The sequence below is a fragment of the Rhodococcus sp. B50 genome (genome assembly GCF_013602415.1).
In the GTDB taxonomy this organism is placed as follows: domain Bacteria; phylum Actinomycetota; class Actinomycetes; order Mycobacteriales; family Mycobacteriaceae; genus Rhodococcus.
In genome coordinates, this window is record NZ_WPAG02000002.1 from 2,577,380 (window position 1) to 2,595,992 (window position 18,613).

19 protein-coding genes, 1 tRNA gene and 1 riboswitch are annotated in these 18,613 nt (G+C 67.2%); of the genes, 9 read left to right on the top strand and 11 right to left on the bottom strand.

The window, feature by feature from the left end:
* Nucleotides 1-32: 32 nt before the first annotated feature.
* The 5 genes from GON09_RS12095 to GON09_RS12115 form a co-directional block, all read right to left on the bottom strand.
* Nucleotides 33-1,184 (bottom strand): cystathionine gamma-synthase, encoded by a 1,152-nt coding sequence (locus tag GON09_RS12095; RefSeq protein ID WP_213931979.1) that lies wholly within the window; start codon nucleotides 1,182-1,184, stop codon nucleotides 33-35.
* A 13-nt stretch (nucleotides 1,185-1,197) separates the two neighbouring features.
* A complete protein-coding gene (locus GON09_RS12100) occupies nucleotides 1,198-2,583 on the bottom strand; it encodes a cystathionine beta-synthase (protein WP_213931980.1) in 1,386 nt (461 codons plus the stop codon).
* A 104-nt stretch (nucleotides 2,584-2,687) separates the two neighbouring features.
* On the bottom strand, nucleotides 2,688-3,530 hold the full coding sequence (locus GON09_RS12105; RefSeq protein ID WP_213931981.1) for a Bax inhibitor-1/YccA family protein: 843 nt from the start codon (nucleotides 3,528-3,530) through the stop codon (nucleotides 2,688-2,690).
* Nucleotides 3,531-3,626: 96 nt separating this feature from the next.
* Nucleotides 3,627-4,754, bottom strand: a complete 1,128-nt coding sequence (locus GON09_RS12110; protein WP_213931982.1) for a class I SAM-dependent methyltransferase — start codon at nucleotides 4,752-4,754, stop codon at nucleotides 3,627-3,629.
* A 7-nt stretch (nucleotides 4,755-4,761) separates the two neighbouring features.
* The gene (locus GON09_RS12115; RefSeq protein WP_060651831.1) at nucleotides 4,762-5,118 is read right to left on the bottom strand and encodes a hypothetical protein; all 357 of its coding nucleotides are present in this window, start codon (nucleotides 5,116-5,118) and stop codon (nucleotides 4,762-4,764) included.
* 158 nt (nucleotides 5,119-5,276) lie between these two features.
* Between GON09_RS12115 and GON09_RS12120 the strand changes: the two genes are divergently transcribed.
* Nucleotides 5,277-8,762 (top strand): serine/threonine-protein kinase, encoded by a 3,486-nt coding sequence (locus GON09_RS12120; RefSeq protein ID WP_213931983.1) that lies wholly within the window; start codon nucleotides 5,277-5,279, stop codon nucleotides 8,760-8,762.
* Between the two features lie 29 nt (nucleotides 8,763-8,791).
* Nucleotides 8,792-9,811 carry a magnesium transporter CorA family protein gene (locus GON09_RS12125; RefSeq protein ID WP_307854360.1) on the top strand — a complete coding sequence of 340 codons (1,020 nt, stop codon included), beginning with the start codon at nucleotides 8,792-8,794 and terminating at the stop codon, nucleotides 9,809-9,811.
* 15 nt (nucleotides 9,812-9,826) lie between these two features.
* Here the strand turns inward: GON09_RS12125 and GON09_RS12130 are convergent, their stop codons facing one another.
* Nucleotides 9,827-10,003 carry a hypothetical protein gene (locus GON09_RS12130; protein ID WP_213931985.1) on the bottom strand — a complete coding sequence of 59 codons (177 nt, stop codon included), beginning with the start codon at nucleotides 10,001-10,003 and terminating at the stop codon, nucleotides 9,827-9,829.
* 119 nt (nucleotides 10,004-10,122) lie between these two features.
* On the opposite strand from GON09_RS12130, the gene GON09_RS12135 reads away from it, so the two are divergent.
* Nucleotides 10,123-10,320: a CsbD family protein gene (locus GON09_RS12135; RefSeq protein WP_213931986.1), complete on the top strand. Its 198-nt coding sequence runs from the start codon at nucleotides 10,123-10,125 to the stop codon at nucleotides 10,318-10,320.
* Nucleotides 10,321-10,381: 61 nt separating this feature from the next.
* Here the strand turns inward: GON09_RS12135 and GON09_RS12140 are convergent, their stop codons facing one another.
* A complete protein-coding gene (locus GON09_RS12140; protein ID WP_213931987.1) occupies nucleotides 10,382-10,576 on the bottom strand; it encodes a hypothetical protein in 195 nt (64 codons plus the stop codon).
* A gap of 220 nt (nucleotides 10,577-10,796) precedes the next feature.
* On the opposite strand from GON09_RS12140, the gene GON09_RS12145 reads away from it, so the two are divergent.
* On the top strand, nucleotides 10,797-10,943 hold the full coding sequence (locus tag GON09_RS12145; RefSeq protein ID WP_213931988.1) for a hypothetical protein: 147 nt from the start codon (nucleotides 10,797-10,799) through the stop codon (nucleotides 10,941-10,943).
* Nucleotides 10,944-10,950: 7 nt separating this feature from the next.
* Here GON09_RS12145 and GON09_RS12150 read toward each other — a convergent pair whose 3' ends face one another.
* A complete protein-coding gene (locus tag GON09_RS12150; protein WP_244865499.1) occupies nucleotides 10,951-12,639 on the bottom strand; it encodes a hypothetical protein in 1,689 nt (562 codons plus the stop codon).
* Nucleotides 12,640-13,016: 377 nt separating this feature from the next.
* Nucleotides 13,017-13,113, top strand: a riboswitch (TPP riboswitch).
* A gap of 36 nt (nucleotides 13,114-13,149) precedes the next feature.
* On the opposite strand from GON09_RS12150, the gene GON09_RS12155 reads away from it, so the two are divergent.
* From GON09_RS12155 to GON09_RS12170, 4 genes are all read left to right on the top strand, one after another.
* On the top strand, nucleotides 13,150-14,160 hold the full coding sequence (locus tag GON09_RS12155) for an ABC transporter substrate-binding protein (protein ID WP_213931990.1): 1,011 nt from the start codon (nucleotides 13,150-13,152) through the stop codon (nucleotides 14,158-14,160).
* Nucleotides 14,141-14,926, top strand: coding sequence for an ABC transporter permease (locus GON09_RS12160; RefSeq protein ID WP_213931991.1), 786 nt, complete (start codon nucleotides 14,141-14,143; stop codon nucleotides 14,924-14,926). Before GON09_RS12155 ends, GON09_RS12160 begins: the two co-directional genes overlap by 20 nt.
* A complete protein-coding gene (locus GON09_RS12165; protein ID WP_213931992.1) occupies nucleotides 14,923-15,696 on the top strand; it encodes an ABC transporter ATP-binding protein in 774 nt (257 codons plus the stop codon). Before GON09_RS12160 ends, GON09_RS12165 begins: the two co-directional genes overlap by 4 nt.
* Before the next feature lie 144 nt (nucleotides 15,697-15,840).
* Entirely contained in the window at nucleotides 15,841-16,185 is a 345-nt protein-coding gene (locus GON09_RS12170; protein WP_213931993.1) for a hypothetical protein, read from the top strand.
* 113 nt (nucleotides 16,186-16,298) lie between these two features.
* Here the strand turns inward: GON09_RS12170 and GON09_RS12175 are convergent.
* Nucleotides 16,299-16,372: transfer RNA gene (locus tag GON09_RS12175), tRNA-Leu, on the bottom strand.
* Between the two features lie 19 nt (nucleotides 16,373-16,391).
* On the bottom strand, nucleotides 16,392-16,898 hold the full coding sequence (locus GON09_RS12180; RefSeq protein WP_213931994.1) for a GNAT family N-acetyltransferase: 507 nt from the start codon (nucleotides 16,896-16,898) through the stop codon (nucleotides 16,392-16,394).
* A 146-nt stretch (nucleotides 16,899-17,044) separates the two neighbouring features.
* On the opposite strand from GON09_RS12180, the gene GON09_RS12185 reads away from it, so the two are divergent.
* Complete coding sequence (locus tag GON09_RS12185) at nucleotides 17,045-18,298, top strand: lipase family protein (RefSeq protein WP_213931995.1); 1,254 nt, start codon at nucleotides 17,045-17,047, stop codon at nucleotides 18,296-18,298.
* Nucleotides 18,299-18,388: 90 nt separating this feature from the next.
* Here GON09_RS12185 and GON09_RS12190 read toward each other — a convergent pair whose 3' ends face one another.
* Nucleotides 18,389-18,592 carry a cold-shock protein gene (locus tag GON09_RS12190; protein WP_016932996.1) on the bottom strand — a complete coding sequence of 68 codons (204 nt, stop codon included), beginning with the start codon at nucleotides 18,590-18,592 and terminating at the stop codon, nucleotides 18,389-18,391.
* Nucleotides 18,593-18,613 lie beyond the last annotated feature (21 nt).

The window sequence follows — 18,613 nt, forward strand, 5'->3', positions numbered from 1 at the left end:
GTGTTCTCGTACGAGCTACCGGGACGTTCGCGTCAGCCGAGTGCCTGTTCGACGTCGGCGAGCAGGTCGGCGGCATCCTCGATGCCCACCGACAGCCGGACGAGGTCCTCGGGGACCTCGAGCAGCGACCCGGCCGTGGAAGCGTGGGTCATCGCGCCCGGATGCTCGATGAGCGACTCCACGCCGCCGAGCGACTCGGCGAGGGTGAAGATCTCGGTGCGCTTGCAGAAGTCGAGTGCGGCCTGCCGGCCACCTGCGAGTCGCACGGAGATCATGCCACCGAAGCGACGCATCTGCTTGGCCGCGTACTCGTGGCCCGGATGCGATTCGAGACCCGGGTACAGCACCTTGCTCACAGCAGAGTGTCCCGACAGGAAGTCGACGAGCTTCTCGGCGTTGTCGGAGTGCTTCTCCATCCGCACCGCGAGTGTCTTGATGCCACGCAGCGTGAGGAAGGCGTCGAACGGACCCGGCACGGCACCCGCGCCGTTCTGCAGGAACGCGAAGGCGGTGTCGAGCTCTTCGTCGTTCGTCACCAGCGCGCCACCGACCACGTCGGAGTGTCCACCGATGTACTTGGTGGTCGAGTGCAGCACCACGTCGGCACCGAATGTGATCGGCTGCTGCAGGTAGGGCGACGCGAAGGTGTTGTCGACGACGAGCTTGGCGCCGCCCTCGTGGGCGATGTCGGCGAGCGCCGAGATGTCGCCGATGTTGAGCAGCGGGTTGGTGGGCGTCTCGACCCACACGAGCTTGGTGTTCGGGCGGACGGCCGCGCGCACCTCGTCGGCGTCGTTGACCGCAGCCGGGGTGTACTCGATCCCCCACTGTGTGAACACCTTGTCGATGAGGCGGAAGGTGCCGCCGTAGGCGTCGTTGGGGATGACGAGGTGATCGCCCGGACGCAGCACCGAACGGAGCAGGCAGTCGGTGGCGGCCATACCCGAGCCGAACGCGCGGCCGTAGGTACCGTTCTCGAGCGCTGCCAGGTTCGCCTCGAGGGGACGCCGGGTGGGGTTGCCGGTGCGGGCGTACTCGAAGCCGTTGCGCATCTCACCGACGCCGTCCTGGGCGAAGGTCGACGACGCATAGATCGGCACATTGACGGCGCCGGTCTGGGGATCGGGCTCGTACCCGGCGTGGATGGCGCGGGTCGCGAAACCGTGCTGGTTCTGGTCGGTCATGAAGATCTGTGTCCTATCGGCCTTGAGAGATGAATCCGAGCAGATCGTGGCGGGTGATGACGCCGACGGGCTTGCCGTCGTCGATCACCATGAGCGCATCGGTGTCGCCGAACGCCTTGGTGGCGGCGTCGATGGACTCGCCCACGCCGATGTTCGGCAGCGGCGGGCTCATGTGCTTCTCGACCGGATCGGCGAGGTTCGCGCGACCCTCGAAGACGGCGCTGAGCAGTTCGCGCTCGCTGACCGAGCCGGCGACCTCACCTGCGGTGACGGGCGGCTCGGCACCCACGACCGGCATCTGCGACACGCCGTACTCGCGGAGGATCTCGATGGCGTCGCGCACCGTCTCGGACGGGTGGGTGTGCACGAGGTCGGGCAGGTCGCCGCTCTTGCCGCGCAGCACGTCGCCGACGGTGGAGTCGTCGGGCTTGCCGTCGAGCGGAGCGCGGAGGAAGCCGTAGCTGGCCATCCACTTGTCGTTGAAGATCTTCGACATGTAACCGCGGCCACCGTCGGGCAGCAGCACGACGACGACCGCGTCGGGGCCTTCGCGCTCGGCGACCTGCAGTGCGGCGACGACGGCCATACCGCACGAGCCACCGACGAGCAGACCTTCCTCACGGGCGAGTCGACGGGTCATCTCGAACGAGTCGGCGTCGGAGACGGCGATGATCTCGTCGGGGATCGACGGGTCGTAGGCGGAGGGCCAGAAGTCCTCACCGACACCCTCGACGAGGTAGGGCCGGCCGGTGCCACCCGAGTACACCGAGCCCTCGGGATCGACACCGACGACCTTCACCGCACCGTTGGAGACCTCCTTGAGGTACCGGCCGGTGCCGGAGATGGTGCCACCGGTGCCGACGCCGGCCACGAAGTGCGTGATCTTGCCGTCCGTGTCGTTCCAGATCTCCGGACCGGTGGTCTCGTAGTGGCTCGCCGGACCGCCCGGGTTGGAGTACTGGTTGGGCTTCCAGCCACCGGGGAGTTCGCGGGCGAGGCGGTCGGAGACGCTGTAGTAGCTGTCGGGGTGCTCCGGCGGGACGGCGGTCGGGCACACGATCACCTCGGCACCGTAGGCCCGCAGCACGTTGCGCTTGTCCTCGCCGACCTTGTCGGGACACACGAACACGCACTTGTAGCCGCGCTGCTGCGCGACGAGGGCCAGGCCGATGCCGGTGTTACCGGAGGTGGGCTCGACGATGGTCCCGCCCGGCTTCAGTTCGCCCGACGCTTCGGCCGCATCGATCATCTTCACCGCGATGCGGTCCTTGGAGCTGCCGCCGGGATTGAGGTACTCGATCTTCGCCGCTATGAGCCCCGAGCCGGGTTTCACCACCGAGTTGAGCTTGACGAGGGGTGTGTTTCCGATGAGGTCGACGACGGAATCCGCAATGCGCATGCCTCCATGTTCCCACGTCGTGACTTTCCGGCGGGGTGACGGTGTACACCCTCCCGGAACGACGAAGACCCCGGACCGTGGTCCGGGGTCTTCGCGACGTGCTGCTAGTCGTTCTGGAAGTAGCTGAGCAGTCGCAGGATCTCGACGTACAGCCACACCAGGGTGACGGTGAGGCCCAGGGCGACGCCCCACGCGGCCTTCTCCGGAGCCTGTGCGCGGATCAGCTGGTCGGCGGAGTCGAAGTCCAGCAGGAAGCTGAACGCCGCGATACCGATGCACACGAGGCTGAAGATGATGGCGAGCGGGCCACCGTCGCGCAGGCCGAGACCACCGTCGATGAAGAAGCCGGCGATGAGGTTGCCCAGCGCCAGGACCAGGACACCGACGAGCGCGCCGACGATCATGCGGGTCAGGCGCGGGGTGACGCGGATGGCGCCGGTGCGGTACACGACGAGCATGCCGAAGAACACACCGAAGGTGCCGAGGACGGCCTGGGCGATCAGGGTCGCGCCGCCCGTGCCACCGAAGGTGATGTCGGTGAACATGAACGACAGCGCACCGAGGAAGAAGCCTTCTGCCACCGCGTAGGCGAGGACGATGGCCGGGTTGTCCATCTTGCGGCCGAACGTCGCGACCAGCACCAGGACGAGGCCGATCAGACCGCCGCCGATGACGAACGGAGCTGCCAGGCCGACGTTGGAGTTGACCAGCACGTAGGAGATCAGTGCCGAGACGGCGAGCACGCCGAGCGTGATGCCGGTCTTGGTGACGACATCGTCGATCGTCATGGTCCGCTGGTCGGTGGGACGTGCCCACGGATCCGTCTGCGGCTGCCCGAATTGCTGAGTGACCTGCGCGGCGCCCGCCGTCGCAGAGCCGAACGTGGCGTATCCGCCGCCCTCTTGCTTGGGCAGGTTGCGGAACACCGGGTTACTGGTGGTGCGCACCGTGCACTTCCCTTCTCGTGGTCGCTTCTGTCCGTTCAACGAGGCAGTGACCTCACGAGTTCCCGAATCGTCGAGAAAGCTCGGACTAATCGGACTCTACCGGCTACGCACCGACCGGGTCACGGTGAACTTGCGGTTGCGGCCCTCGACGCGGGTCGCGCCGACGATCCCGGACAGCGCGGGGCGGTAGTCGAGGTGGCGGTTGTAGACCGTCCACATCTGTCCTCCCGGCCGGAGGATCCGGGCCGCAGCGTCGAACATCTTGCGGGCGGCACCGGTGTGCACGGCCGCGCCGATGTGGAAGGGCGGATTACACACCACCAGGTCGACCGATCCGGCCGGGATCGAGCCGGCGGCGTCGTCGCGGAGTGTGTCGACACGGTCGGACAGTCCGTTCGCGGCGGCGGTCTCCGCGGCGGAGGCGACGGCGGCCGCGGATTGATCGGTCGCGATCACCCGGGCGGCGGGAAGCTGCCGGGCGAGCATTGCAGCGAGGATGCCGGTGCCGCAGCCGAGATCCACCGCGACCTGCACGTCCGCGTCGATGCGGGGGAAGTGGTCGAGGAGGAATCGGGTACCGATGTCGAGGCGGGGGCCGGCGAAGGCAGCGCCGTGCGCGACGACCGTGAGGTCGAGTTCGGCGAGGTGCTCACGGACGGGAAACGAGGCGGATCCGGGCGTCGCCCCGCGCGCGATGAGCACCCGCGACTTCTGCCGTCCCCGGGACGCACGGACCTCGGCGAAGGAGGCACCGAGCACGTCGTTCATCGCGAGGCCGATGTGCTTGTCGCGGCCACCGGCGAACACGACGACCTCGGGGTCGGCGTGGCGGGCGATCGTCTCGGCGATCTCGGTGAGCGCCGACAGCGAGCGGGGAAGCCGCAGCAGCACCACGCGGGCCCCGGCGAGCAGATCGGCGTCGAGAGCGCCGGAGCGGTAGCGATCGGTGAGGCCTTCACGCTCGGCATTCGTGGTCAGGGCGCGCTCGGCCACCACGGAATCCTGATGCACCCGGATCCTCTCCGCCCCGAAGCGGACGGCCGCGCCCAGGGTCAGGGCGCCGTACTGGTCGTCGATGACGACGACCGTGCCCGGCGAGGCCGAGTCGAGCACGGGGGCGGCTTCGTCGAGGAGCAGGCGGTCGGCCCCGTCGACGGCGAACAGGTTGGGCGCTTCCACATCGGGGAAGCGCCTCAACCTGTCGTACAACTCGTCGATCAACACTCGACCGTCAGCACTCGCCCTTTCCGGCGTTCTCGATGGCACGCAGGGTGTCGGCCTGCTCCTCTTCGCTGAGGTCCTGCCATGCCGGAAGCTGCTGCTGCGCGTCGGCGACGGCCTGGGCCGCTGCGGCGCGGTCCTGACCCCACTCCTCGAGCTCGTCGAGGTAGGGCAGCAGTGCCTCGCAGTTCTCCTCGTAGCTCTTGCCGAGTTCGACGGTGGTGCCCGTGGTGGCGGCCTCCGAGGCCGAGGCGGTCGTCGTCGTGGTCGTGGTCTCCTCGGCCGAGTCGGATCCGTCCGAGGATCCGCACGCCGCCGCAAGCAGGACCACACCTGCACCGAACAGCGCCGCGAGAGTCTTCTTCATCTATGTCCCACTTCTGGTCGCAGTGTCGTTTGTCCGTTCCCGGTGATGCACCGTGGTCCGGCCGGACCACGGTAGACCAGGGGCGACGCACGATCTGCGGCGGGCGTGCACATTTCGAGACTATCCTGGGTAAACAGCTCACCGAGGTGATTGCGCCGATGCCCGAGAACGATCCGGCCACCACTCAACGCGCACCGATTGTCGACGTGGCCGAGTCCGATATCGTGCGCGCGCTGCACGACGCCGGTTTCACCGGCGCCGAGGAGATCGGCCGCGGCGGTTTCGGTGTCGTCTACCGCTGCAGGCAGGAAGCGCTCGACCGCGATGTCGCCGTCAAGGTGCTCCGGCGCGCGCCCGAACCCGCGGATCTGGAGCGCTTCCTGCGTGAGCAACGGGCGATGGGACGGTTGTCCGGGCACCCACACATCGTCACCGTGCTGCAGGCAGGTGCCACAGACGACGGCCTGCCCTATCTGGTGATGCACTACCACCCGCACGACTCGCTCGACACCCGCCTGCGCCGGCACGGGGTCCTGTCCTGGCCCGAGGCGGTCCGGCTCGGCGTCAGGATGGCCGGCGCGCTCGAAACCGCACACCGATCCGACGTGCTGCACCGCGACGTCAAACCGGGCAACATCCTGCTCACCGAGTACGGGGAGCCGCAGCTCACCGACTTCGGTATCGCACGCGTCGGCGACGGTTTCCGCACCACGGCCGGTGAGATCACCGGCTCCCCGGCGTTCACCGCACCGGAGGTGTTGCGCGGCCGGGCGCCGACACCCGCAGCCGACGTGTACGGACTCGCCGCGACGCTGTTCGCCGCGATCACCGGGCACGCGGCGTTCGAGCGGAAGGAGGGCGAGAGGGTCGTCGCGCAGTTCGTCCGTATCACCTCCGAACCGATCCCCGATCTGCGCGACGAGGGCATCCCCGACGACGTGTGCGCCGCGCTCGAACGCGGCATGGCCACCGACCCCGACGACCGGCCGCAGACGGCGGCGGCCTTCGGCGAGATCTTGCGGAACGTCCAACGAGCTCACGGTCTACCGGTCGACGAGATGGCCCTGCCCGGCCCTCCTCCGACAAGTCCTCCGCAGACACCGGCGGATCTGCCCGTCACGGGTCCCTCGTCGGGGGTGCTCTCGGGTCGTACGGGACCGACCATCGCGCCGTCGACCAGGTTCCGTCCGCCGTCGACCACCCGTCCGCTCGTCGAACGCCGCCGGTTGCTCTCGCTGTTGCAGGCCGGAGAACGACGTCGCCTCGTTGCCATCCACGCTCCTACGGGCTTCGGGAAATCCACTCTGGCCGCGCAGTGGCGGGACGTACTCGCCGCCGAGGGTGCGCACGTCGCCTGGTTGACGGTCGACGACGACGACGACAACGTGCTGTGGTTCCTCGCGCACCTGATCGAGGCGATGAAACAGGTGCGTCCGTCACTGGCACGCGAACTCGCCCAGATCCTCGACGTTCACGGTAACGACGCCGAGCGCTACGTGCTGTCCACGCTGATCGATGACCTCCATCGATCCGACACCGCCGTGACACTGTTCATCGACGATTGGCACCGGGTGAGTTCATCCGAGACGTGCGCTGCCCTCGACTTTCTGCTCGACAGGGGTTGCCACCACCTGCAACTCGTCGTGACGAGCCGTAACCGATCGGGTCTTCCTCTGAGCCGCATGAGGGTTCGCGACGAACTCGTCGAACTCGACTCGGCCGCACTACGTTTCGACGTGAACGAATCGAATTCGTTCCTGCGCGGCGTGAGCGGCATCGACCTCGGACCCGAGGACGTCGAGGACCTGAACAGGAGTACCGACGGCTGGGTAGCGGCACTGCAACTCGCGTCGTTGTCGTTGCGTGACAGCGACGATCCCTCATGGATGATCGAGAACATCACCGGCCGGCATCACGCGATCGGCGAATTCCTCGCCGACAACGTGCTGTCCACGCTGGAACCGCAGATGTACGAGTTCCTGCTGGCGACGTGCATCACCGAATCCGTCAGCGGCGGCCTTGCCGCAGCGTTGACAGGAGACCCGCGCAGTCAAGCCGTCCTCGAGGAAGCCGAGGAACGCGACCTGTTCCTGCGGCACGTCGACGACGAGCGTGTCTGGTTCCGATACCACCACATGTTCCTGGACTTCCTCCGGCGACGCCTCGAGCGCGACCATCCGGAGAGGATCGCCGGACTACACCGCACGGCCGCCGAGTGGTTTGCGCGGCATCACATGTTGCGTGAGGCCGTCGATCACGCGATGGAGGCCGGCGACACCGAATTCGCCGTCGATCTGCTCGCCGCCGACGGCATGTATCTGATGGAGCACGGGCACATCGCTCCCCTGCTCGCACTGATCGGCACGTTGCCGCCGCAGGCCGTCGCACGCGAACCACGGTTGCTGCTGGCTCAGGCGTGGGCGAACAGCGCGTTGCAGCGGCTGAGCCGCTCGCGCAGCATTCTCGCCACTGCGCGCGAACTCCTGGAACAGGGGGTCACTGCCGGGCAGGACCCGTACGCGCTGCGCCTCGAGGCCGACGCGATCGAAGCTGCCAATCTCATGAACGCCGACCGGCTCGACGGCATCGACGCGCTCGTCGCTCCGTGTCTCGACGATCCTTCGGCCGTGCATCCGTGGGTCGTCTCGGCCGCCTCGGATTTCGCGTCCTACGCCGACATCTTCCGTTTCGACTTCGATTCGGCCGTACGTCGCCAGGAATGGGCGGCGCCCTTCCATCGCGAGACCCGAGGGCCCTTCGCCGCAATCTACGGGCAGTGCCTGTGCGGCATCGCCGTCAACGAACAACTCGACGTCGAGGGCGCGGAGAAGTACTTCCGCACCGCGTTGCGACGGGCCCGCCGCAACGGCGGCATCCATACACATTCGGGCCGACTCGCCGCGGCGATGCTCGGAGAGTTGCTCTACGAACAAGGACGGACCACCGAGGCCGAGACACTGCTCGACGAGAGCAACCTGATGGGAATAGACGGCGGGGCAACAGATTTCATGATCGCACGACTCGCGACCGCCGCACGTCTGAAGATGCTGCGCGGTGATCGGGAAACCGCCGGGCAACTACTGGACGAGGGACTTCGCGCAGCCGCGCTCAACGACCTTCCCCGCTTACGGGCACGGATGGAGAACGAGCGCATGCGGCTGGGATTGGGTGTGGTCTCCGCACCCGCACGCACGATGCCCGACTCCGACCGGCCGAATCCGGACGGCACGGTGGAGATCAGGCTCCAACTCGAGGACGCCACCGCAATCCGGTTGCTCTGCGAGAGCGACGAACCCGGCGCCACGGAACGCGCGGTCGATTGGGCGCAGCTCTGGGTACGCCGCACTGCCGGCCTGCGCCCCCGTGCGCACCTGCAGGCCACCAGACTGCTCGTCTGCTGCCTGCACGCCGCCGGACGCACGGAGGAAGCCGAACGCGCCCTCGCCACGGTGGCTGCGGAATGCGGGAAACGCGGGATGGTGCGCTATCTCGTCGACGGTGGCCCACGAGCGACCCGCACTCTCGGGGCGCTCCACCGACGGATGCAGGAGGACCGGTGGCCGGACGACTGGGCACGGGTCGACGCGCAGTTCCTGGAACGCGCGGCACGACTCGCCGAGGACGAGAATCGTCCCGTGGTGTGAACACCGTGGGATTCGGGGACACTGCCGAGGTGACGGACCGAAACGACAAACCTATCCGGACCCGGCGATGGACCGACGGGAAGCTCGTCGACGAGGGCTTCCCCCTCTCCGCTGTGTCGGATCATCTCGCCGACGCCGACGCCCTCGTGTGGGTGGACCTGTGGAATCCCGAGCACACCGACCTGCTCGAACTCGCCGAGGAATGGAACCTCGACCCGCACGCGGTCGAGGATTCGCTCGCGCAGGGAGAACGGACCAAGGCCACCCGTTATGCCACGCACACCTTCCTCACCGTCTATGCGACGCACCTCTATCCGGATTCCGAGGACGAGGATCAGGCTCACGAGTCCCGGCTTCACACCACCCGGATCTCCGCGTTCATCCTGCCCCGGGGGATCGTGACGGTACGTCGCGGCAGCCCGTTCGACATCGACGAGGTGGTGCGTCGATGGGACGAGAACTCGGACCTGCTGCAGTACGGGCCCGGGGCACTGGTGCACGGCCTGCTCGACACGGTCGTCGACGGACAGTTCGAGACCATTCAGGAACTCGACGATGCCGCGGAGGACCTCGAGGACTGCCTGTTCGAGGAGCAGGCGTCCACTCGGTACATCCAGCGTCGCGTCTACCGTCTCCGCAAGGAACTCGTGCAACTTCGGCGAGTGGTGCTGCCGATGCGCGAGATCATCAATGCCGTCATGCGCACCCGCGCCGAGAACAACCGCCACCCCGAACTCGACAGCTCGTACAACGACCTGTACGACCACGTGATGCGTGCAACGGAATGGACGGAGTCGCTCCGCGAGATGGTGAACACCGTCTTCGAGACGAACCTGTCGCTGCAGGACGCACGCCTGAACATCGTGATGAAGAAGCTGACGGGATGGGCCGCGATCATCGCGGTCCCCACGGCCGTGACCGGTTGGTACGGCATGAACGTCCCCTACCCCGGTTTCGGCGAGTGGTGGGGCATGCTCACCGGAGTCGCGATCATCACGGTGTCGGCGGTCGCGCTGTATGCGCTGTTCAAACGTCGCGACTGGTTGTGACTCCCCGCCCTGCGCTCACAGGAACACGACGAGCAGCACGATGATCACGACGACCACCGCGACGGCGGCGAGCACACCTCCGACGGATCGACGGCGCTGCACGGGACCGTCACGGACCAGTTCCGGGTCGGCGTCCGGAGCGTCACCGATCGGGTCGTCGCCCTCGGGACCGGGATAGGTGGGATTCGACATCGATCTCCTCCTGGCTGTCTGTTGTCGCAGTCTGACACGGGCGGGTATGACGTGTTCGGTTTCGCTCGGTTCGGGTCGGGTACTCCGTAGGGGCAACGTTCGATGACAGAGGAGGACCCATGGCCGACTTCGTCGACAAGGCAAAGCACAAGGCAGAAGAAGCGGGCGGCAAGATCAAGGAGAACACCGGTCAGGCGACCGGTGATCGTGATCTCGAAGCCGAAGGTCGCGGCGATCAGACCTCCAGCGGCCTGAAGCAGGCCGGCGACAAGATCTCGGATGCCGCAGAGCACGTCAAGGACGCTTTCAAGAAGTAGTCCCACATACGCGCGGTGCCGGTAGTTGCAACTACCGGCACCGCGCGTATGTGTACGGCTCTTACTTCGAGGTGCCTTCGGTGTCGTCGAAGAAGTGCCAGGTGCCGTCCTGGTCGTTCTGTGCCTCCATGCGCCAGCCGAGTTCGCTGTTGTCGGCGCGCTGGTCGACGAACCAGGCGTGAGCGTCGTCCGCGCTCTCGATTTCCTTGGTGTCCACGACGTTACCGGTCGGGTCGATCACTCTGTAGGTAGCCATGCCGAGTGTCTTCCCACGCGACTCGCCGATCAAACGTCGCGTGAACCTTCTGGTGTAGGGTGGGATCATCGTTCGGCTCGCATATGATGAGCAACCTCGCACCTCGGTGCCCGAAGGTTCCGGACCGGACGTGAGAGTTCCCCGCCGTGTGTACCGCGGCCCCTCTTCTTCGCACTGCCCCACGGCCGGGGTCTACCCGGCCGCACCCGAAAGGACGGCCATGAGCCAGAACAAAGAATTCGACAACCCCCTCTTCCTCGCGCCCACCACCCCGGACGCCGACGTCGAGATCGAACCCGTCACCGCTGTCGTCGAGGCGAACGGCCCGCACGACTACACCTCGATCTTCTCCGCACGCGGCGCCTGATCCCGCCTCATCCGGCCGCGAAGTCGGCCAGCGCCTGCGACACCTGCTCGGGCCGCCCGTCGTTCTGTTCGGCCGCCGCGGTGAGCACGTCGATATGGTTGTAGCCGGACAGAACCCATCTGCGCTCGTTCGGATGATCCGTCTCGGGCAGTGTGACTCCGCCGCCCGCCACCAGCGTCACGACCGGATTGCGGGTGACGCCGTCGCGGTGGAGATGACCTTCGAAGCGGGTCGCCGACGCCAGATCGAACGGAAGCTTCGACGGAAAGTACCACTCGGTGAAATCAAGGGGTGGCTCCGACAGATTCCGCGCCAGCTCCGCGATCGACGTCACCTCGCTCCCCCGATCGGTGTACCGCGCTTCGTCGGGTGACGACGCCGCGGCGCCCACCTCGTCGTAGTCGAGCCACCGGTAGAGGATTCCCGGATCGGCGAAGACCTCCGGCGACGCCTTGGGTGCATCACCGAACAGACCGGACCCGAGCACCTCCGGAGTACCGGGGACAGGAAACAGCTTGTCGCGCACGGGCGCACCGGTGATGAATCCGACGCTCGCCTGCAGGAATCCCAACGGTTGCGAATTGTCGTCGAGGATCGCACCCAGCACGGCCTCGTTGGTCGCGTTCAGTGTCCGCACGTCCGGGTCGCCCGTCGCGAACATCGCGTAATCCCGCGACAGCAGAGTGCGCAACGTCCAGTCGACGTTCGGACTGTCGGGCATCCGCGGGACGATTCCGTCGGTTCCGTCCGGGTCGAGTCTCGCGGCGAGTCCGGTGAGTGCGAGCAGGTTCGTCGTCTCGGGATTGATGACCGCAGGAAGTGCCAGCACCGGGGACGCCGTGGAGATCGCACCGGCCACGGCATCGAGCGGCGCCGACACCGCATCGGGTAGATCCGGCAGGGCACCCCGCCCGGGGAACGGCGCGCCCGCCTTGATCACCGTGTCGAGCGCGAAGTACCCACCGCACTGGTTGTAGCCGGCGTCGCCGGTGGTGGCAGGATCTCCGTCGAAATCCCATTCCGCAAAGTAACCGGTGATGAAACCGCCGAGAGAATGTCCGCCGCACAACACTTTCCGCTTCCGCAGTGCCGGGTCGGGAAGTTCGTGACGTAACAGGTCGTACTGGTCGCGCAGTGTCTGCTCGAGTCCGACGTGGGAGAGCCACGCGACGTCGCCGCCGGTCGCGTGTCCGGCGAACCGCTGCCCGCCGATCTCGGCGCCGCCGAAATAGTAGTCGGTTGCGGTGTCGAGCGAACCCGTCCGCAGCGATGCCTGCACACCGGTGTGGTCTTCGAGGCAGTTCGATCGCCGGTCCAGTGCCCAGAACTCGATATGGGCACCGCGGGCCGCCGCCGCGATGACGGTGTTGCGTGCGACGCTCTCGAACGCGCCCGCTCCCTCGAAGATCCCGGGTTGGGCAACGAGGATCCGGTCGGCGTCGGCCGACCTCTCCGGACCCTCCGCCGATCGCCACCGCAGATACGACAACCGGTCGCACATGGCCGGTCTCGGTCCCGCCTCGGGCGGCAGCGGTGCGGGTATCGACACCACGGATCCGAGCACGTCGCCGGCCAGTGGCGCCGACGAGGCGTACGACATTTCGGTACGTCCCGTCGGCTCAGCCGACACCGCCGGTGCCGTCAGGACACTTCCGATCACCGCAGCAACTACTGCGGCCCCCATCGATGCACGCATCCCCATCCCCCGATCGGTTCGTGTGCATTGAACACCGCCGAACGGGTTCGCGCGCATCGAACACCGCCGAACGGGATCGTGCGCCCGGAATACCGCCGAACGGGGTCGGATCCCCGGAAACAGCAGAAGGAAGGGCCCGTCGGTGTTCACCGACGGGCCCTTCATCGTCCGCGCATCGGGGGAGTTGCGCGCGGAGCGATGGTCCCTGGCGTGGGGGAGGTGACCAGGACCATCACTCGAAGAGTCGGGACCTTCGACTCTTCCGTTACGGGTGAAATGTGAGGGTGATCTCTTGACCTGGGCATTTACGTAACTTCGTGTCACACCTTCGTTCTGCCGCCGCCCTGGAGGCGCCTGGGAGCCGCAGTGCTAGGGTCGCCGGTGACACGGGGTGCTCCGCACGAGCGGGGCTGAGATCACACCCGTCGAACCTCATCAGGTAATGCTGACGAAGGGATGTCCCGACATGACCATGCTTGTCCACACGCCGTTCCGTTCCCGACCCGCGCAGTGAACGCGCGGCGATCTCTCGCCGGACTGCTCACCCTCGTCGCCGCGCTCACCGCGGTCGTCGGGTGCTCGTCCGGTTCCGAGAGCGACACCATCCGATTCGCGCTGGACTGGACGCCCAACACCAATCACACCGGGCTGTACGTGGCGCAGCAGGAGGGCCTGTTCGCCGATGCAGGACTCGACGTCGAGATCCTGCCGTACAACAACGCGACGCCCGACACCCTCGTCGACGCCGGGAGCGCCGAATTCGGAATCTCGACGCATGCCACCTCGACCATTGCCAGGGCGGCCGGGTCCCGCACCCTCGCGGTCCTCGCACCCCTGCAGCACTGGGCGACGGGGATCGCCGTCCGGAGTGACAATCCCGATATCACGCGGCCGGCGGAACTCGACGGCAAGACCTTCGCGGGCTTCGCGAACCCCGGCGAAAACGAGATGCTCGCCGAGGTGATCCGCAACGACGGCGGTCGCGGGGAGTTCGAGGAGGTGACGCTCGGGACGTCGTCGTACGAGGCGGTCTACTCGTCCACCGCGGACTTCACCGTGTCGTACCTGGCCTGGGAGGGCCTCGAGGCCGAGCACCGCGGCCTGCCGATGCGGTACTTCCGCTTCACCGACTACGGCTTCCCCGACGCGTATGCGATCGTCGTCGACGGCAACGAGGACTGGATGACGGAGAACCCGGAGCAGGCTCGTGCCTTCGTGCAGGCACTGCAGCAGGGCTACCGGATCGCGGCCGACGACCCCGACCGAGGAGCCCGGGCCCTGATCGAGGCGAATCCCGGGGCCTTCGCCGACGAGGAACTCGTCTACGAGAGCCAGCGCATGCTCGCCGCCGAGTACATGCGGGACGCATCCGGCGCCGCCGGGACGTTCGACACCGGAAAGTGGTCGGGTTACGCCCGCTTCCTCTACGAGACCGGCGTGCTCTCGGGACCCGACGGCAGCCCGCTGACCACCGAACCCGACTGGTCGACCTACTTCACCGATGACTACCTCCAAGACTGAGCCCACCGGCCGCGTACGCCGATTCCTTCCCGCACTGCTCGTCGCGGGGGCGCTCGCCGGGATCTGGCAGACGTACGTCGTGGTGAGCGGAATCCGTCCGCAGGTGTTGCCCTCCCCCGCGCGCGTTCTCACGCAGGGGTGGGTGCATCGGGTCGACATCGCCGGGCACGCCTGGTCCACCCTCCAGGTCACCCTCGTCGGGTTCGCCGTGTCGCTGGCACTCGCGTGGGCGCTCGCCATCGCCGTGGACTTCTCACCGTGGCTGCGGCGGGCCTTCGTGCCCCTGTTCGTGGTGTCGCAGACCCTGCCGATCATCGCGATCGCGCCGTTGATGATCATCTGGTTCGGCTTCGGGCTGTTGCCGAAGATCCTCGTCATCGCCCTGGTGACCTTCTTCCCCGTCGCCATCGGACTCCTCGAAGGGTTCGCGGCGGCCGACCGGGAGGCGGGAGCGTTGCTGCGCAGCATGGGTGCGTCGCGGTGGCAGCAGTTCCGTTACGTGCGGCTACCGTCCGCGCTCCCCCGTTTCTTCACCGCCCTGCGGATCGGGATCACCTACGCGGTGGTCGGCGCGGTCTTCGCCGAATACGTCGGTGCGACATCCGGTCTGGGCATCTACATGAGTGCGCAGAAGAACTCGTTCCGAACCGATCTCGTACTCGCGGCGGTGGTGGTCACCGCCGTCCTGTCGCTCACGCTGTACGCGTCGACCTACGTCGTCGAACGGCTGGTCGCGCCGTGGGCACTCACGAAGGATGCGAAATGAGTGCGGTGACGATGGCATCGGTCCACAAGGCGTACGGCGACCGAGCGGTGATCGAGGGCATCGACTGTTCCGTGGAGCCCGGTGAATTCGTGTCCTTCATCGGACCGAGCGGGTGCGGCAAGTCGACGCTGTTCTCGATCGTCGCGGGACTCGAACAGCCCGACGCCGGTGAGGTTCTCGTCGGCAACTCCCACACCGCGCCCGGGCGGGTCGCGTTGATGCCGCAGAAGGACCTGCTGTTCCCGTGGCGGACGGTGCTCGACAACTGCACCCTGGGCCTCGAGGTGCAGGGTGTGCGACGGTCCGACGCCCGAGTCCGTGCCCGCGAACTGTTGCCGACCTTCGGCCTGGACGGATTCGAAGACGCGGCGCCGCAACAGCTGTCGGGTGGGATGCGTCAACGCGCGTCGCTCGCACGCACCGTGCTGCAGGGACGCGACGTGCTCCTCCTCGACGAACCGTTCGGCGCGCTGGATTCACTCACCCGCACCGAGATGCAGTTGTGGTTGCAGGAGGTGTGGCAGCACCATCGGTGGACGGTGCTCATGGTGACGCACGACGTGCGCGAGGCGGTGTTGCTGTCCGACCGGGTCGTCGTCCTCGGTCCGCGGCCGGCCCGGGTGCAGCACGAGGTGCGCGTGCCGCCGCCTCGGCCGCGAACGCTGGAGACATGCGCGTCGAGCGAGTTCGTGGCGCTCGAGCACGAACTGCTGGACGTCCTGCACCGTTCACGACACGGAAACGGTCAGCGGAGGATGCCCTCCAGATAGTCGCCGGTCGCTCTGCCCACCGGCGGTGCACCCGCTACAAAGTTCGCCAGCCGCTACAGAAATTGCCGTAGCGGATGGCGAGAACGGTAGCGGAGGTGTCCGACGAGGCGGGGTCGGAGCAGCCCCGCGTCAGCCCCCTGCATCGTGTCCAAGCACTCGACGCTCGCCCTGACCGAGTGCCTGAAGCTGGAGGTCGCGGCGGCGGGATACGACATCATCGTCGCCGCGGTTCTGCCAGGCCCGGTGGTCAGCAGGATCTTCGAACGGGCCGGCGGGGACTCGGAAGCCGGTGCGCTCGAACCCGAGGCGATGTTCAAGGTCGGCGAGACCGCCATGCCCGCGCTCGAGGCAGCGGAGCGGATCTTCGCGCAGGCAGCCGACGGTGCGTTCTACCTATCGACACATCCGGAGATGACCGGCTACCTGATGAACGGACGCGCCGAGCAGCTCCAGGCCCAGAGCGCTCCGCAACTGCCTGCGGAGGCATAACGCACCTCCGAGCTGTGGTCATCCATCCGCTGCAAGAATCGCCATCCGCTACGGCAATTGCTGTAGCGGATGGCAAGAGATGTCGCGGATGCATCGGGGCGATCCCGGACCTGTGCCCCCAGTGGGACTCGAACCCACACTTGGCGGATTTTAAGTCCGCTGCCTCTGCCAATTGGGCTATAGGGGCGTGGGGATCACATTAGCGTTCACGACTGTCCACCACCGCGCCGGGGCGCGAGATTCTTGAAGTACCGTGCGACGGGCCACCGTTCGTATCCGGCACCCTCGTAGACGGCACGCGCGCCGGCATGTCCGGGATCGCCGCCCGTCTCGACCATCATCATCGTCATTCCGGCGTCGCGGACGAGTCGGTCGGCGTGGTTCATCAAGGCCGTCGCCACGCCTTTCCGTTGATGACGGGGGTCGACGGCCAGTACGTGGATCTCGCCCATGCTGTCCTCGGGGTGCACGCGCACCGACACCCAGCCGAGCACCTCGTCGTCCTCGACGGCAAGGTGGACCGACTCCGGTTCGTCGTCGAGGACCCTGCCGAGATCGTCGATCTGCCGAGCCTCCCAGCCGTTCGGATAGAAGGAGTCGTAGACGAAGGCCGGGACGGCGGGTCGGTACGACTCGAAGACGGGACGCCACGCCCGGATGGAGAGATCGAGGACGTCGCTTCGTCGTTCGGCCGCATATGGTTCGATCCTCATTGCTCCTCGGCTCTCCTCGGATCCGACTCCGAGTGTGCGCCTCGGCCGGGCTGTAACGCACCTCGATTTCCGGCCGACATCCGTGCGGGGCACAAGTACACAGCGGACAGCCGGTGGTGGACCGGGCACGAAGAGAAGGAGCATGAATGCGCTTCACGACCTCACGACCACTGGCCGGGCGACTCGCCTCCGCGGTAGCCGTCATGGCTCTCGCAGCGACACCGGGCCTGGTGGCCACGCCCTCCGCACATGCCGAGGGCGTCGTCTATCCGGCGTCCCTGAGCGACTCCTTCTACAACACCCCGGACGACATCGCCGACCGGCAACCCGGTGATGTCCTCGCCACCCGCGTCGTTCCGGCCCCTCTCGGGTTCCCCGCCACCGATGCCGTCCAGCTGAAGTTCCGGTCGACGAACTCCACCGGCGAGCCGATCTCCGCCGTGACGACCGTGCTGTCACCCCAGGGCGGCGCGCCGGGTCGCCCGCTCGTCTCCTACCAGGCGATCATCAATGCGCTCGGGCTCGAGTGCGCCCCGTCGGCCGCGCTGTACGCGCCGAACCCGCTACGAGGGATCCGGGAGTCCCCCGGTCTGCTCATCGCGATCCAGCGCGGCTGGTCGCTGGCCGTGCCCGACCATCTCGGACCGAACAGCGCCTACGGCGCCGCACGAGTGGGCGCGCAGATCACGCTCGACGGCATCCGGGCCGCGCAACGTTACATCCCGCTCGGACTCGCCGACAGCCCCGTCGGCATCGCCGGCTATTCCGGCGGTGGGATGGCGACGGCGATGGCCGCGGCACTCGCCCCGACCTACGCGCCGGAACTCCCGATCGTGGGCGCCGCCTACGGTGGTGTGCCGATGGACATCGGCGAGATGGCGAACGAACTCGGAGGATCCGCGCATCCGGCCTTCGGACTGGCGATGGCGGCCGCGCTCGGACTCGAACGTGAGTATCCCGAGCGCATGCCGATCACGGAGCAGCTCAACGGGACGGGGCAGGAACTGCGCGACCGGATCGCCAACGCCTGTACCAACGAGATCCTGCTCGCCGGTGCCGGTCGCAGCATGGCCGACGTCGCCGATGCCGCGGTGGGCCTGGCTCTGCTCGACAGCCCCGCCGTTCGGGAGGTGCTGATGGAGAACAGCGTCGAGAACGTACCGACGGTGCCGAATGCCCCGGTGTACGAGTGGCATTCCCCGACCGATGTGCTCATCCCCCTCGATGCGATCTCCACGACCCTACGCAGGTACTGCGACGCCGGAGTGCCGGTGAAGTCCGAACTGGTTCCGAGCCCCGACCACATCACCGCCGCCGTGATCGGTCTGCCGGGTGCGCTCGACTTCCTCGACGGCCGGTTCGCCGGCACTGCACCGTCGTCGAACTGCGGGACGATCTGACCGGTTCCCCGGACATGCATCCGGCCCGCCTCGAATGACGAGGCGGGCCGGATGCATGTCTCGAATCCCCTGTGGGGACGGGAGATCGAATCAGATCACGGTGATTCCGGTGGCCTGGGGACCCTTGGCACCCTGACCGATCTCGAAACGCACGCGCTGGTTCTCGTCGAGGCTGCGGTAGCCGCCCGACTGGATCTCCGAGTAGTGCGCGAACACGTCAGCGCTGCCGTCCTCGGGAGCGATGAAGCCGAATCCCTTGTCGGCGTTGAACCACTTCACGATTCCCTCTGCCATGTCTGTCTCCTTCTGTCGTGT

Bases quoted from the DNA above. Each gene is read 5' to 3' on its own strand.
- GON09_RS12095 (WP_213931979.1), bottom strand. From the start codon at position 1,184: ATGACCGACCAGAACCAGCACGGTTTCGCGACCCGCGCCATCCACGCC.
- GON09_RS12185 (WP_213931995.1), top strand. From the start codon at position 17,045: ATGCGCTTCACGACCTCACGACCACTGGCCGGGCGACTCGCCTCCGCG.
- GON09_RS12150 (WP_244865499.1), bottom strand. From the start codon at position 12,639: ATGCGTGCATCGATGGGGGCCGCAGTAGTTGCTGCGGTGATCGGAAGT.
- GON09_RS12180 (WP_213931994.1), bottom strand. From the start codon at position 16,898: ATGAGGATCGAACCATATGCGGCCGAACGACGAAGCGACGTCCTCGAT.
- GON09_RS12160 (WP_213931991.1), top strand. From the start codon at position 14,141: ATGACTACCTCCAAGACTGAGCCCACCGGCCGCGTACGCCGATTCCTT.
- GON09_RS12190 (WP_016932996.1), bottom strand. From the start codon at position 18,592: ATGGCAGAGGGAATCGTGAAGTGGTTCAACGCCGACAAGGGATTCGGC.
- GON09_RS12100 (WP_213931980.1), bottom strand. From the start codon at position 2,583: ATGCGCATTGCGGATTCCGTCGTCGACCTCATCGGAAACACACCCCTC.
- GON09_RS12120 (WP_213931983.1), top strand. From the start codon at position 5,277: ATGCCCGAGAACGATCCGGCCACCACTCAACGCGCACCGATTGTCGAC.
- GON09_RS12135 (WP_213931986.1), top strand. From the start codon at position 10,123: ATGGCCGACTTCGTCGACAAGGCAAAGCACAAGGCAGAAGAAGCGGGC.
- GON09_RS12145 (WP_213931988.1), top strand. From the start codon at position 10,797: ATGAGCCAGAACAAAGAATTCGACAACCCCCTCTTCCTCGCGCCCACC.
- GON09_RS12115 (WP_060651831.1), bottom strand. From the start codon at position 5,118: ATGAAGAAGACTCTCGCGGCGCTGTTCGGTGCAGGTGTGGTCCTGCTT.
- GON09_RS12140 (WP_213931987.1), bottom strand. From the start codon at position 10,576: ATGGCTACCTACAGAGTGATCGACCCGACCGGTAACGTCGTGGACACC.
- GON09_RS12165 (WP_213931992.1), top strand. From the start codon at position 14,923: ATGAGTGCGGTGACGATGGCATCGGTCCACAAGGCGTACGGCGACCGA.
- GON09_RS12130 (WP_213931985.1), bottom strand. From the start codon at position 10,003: ATGTCGAATCCCACCTATCCCGGTCCCGAGGGCGACGACCCGATCGGT.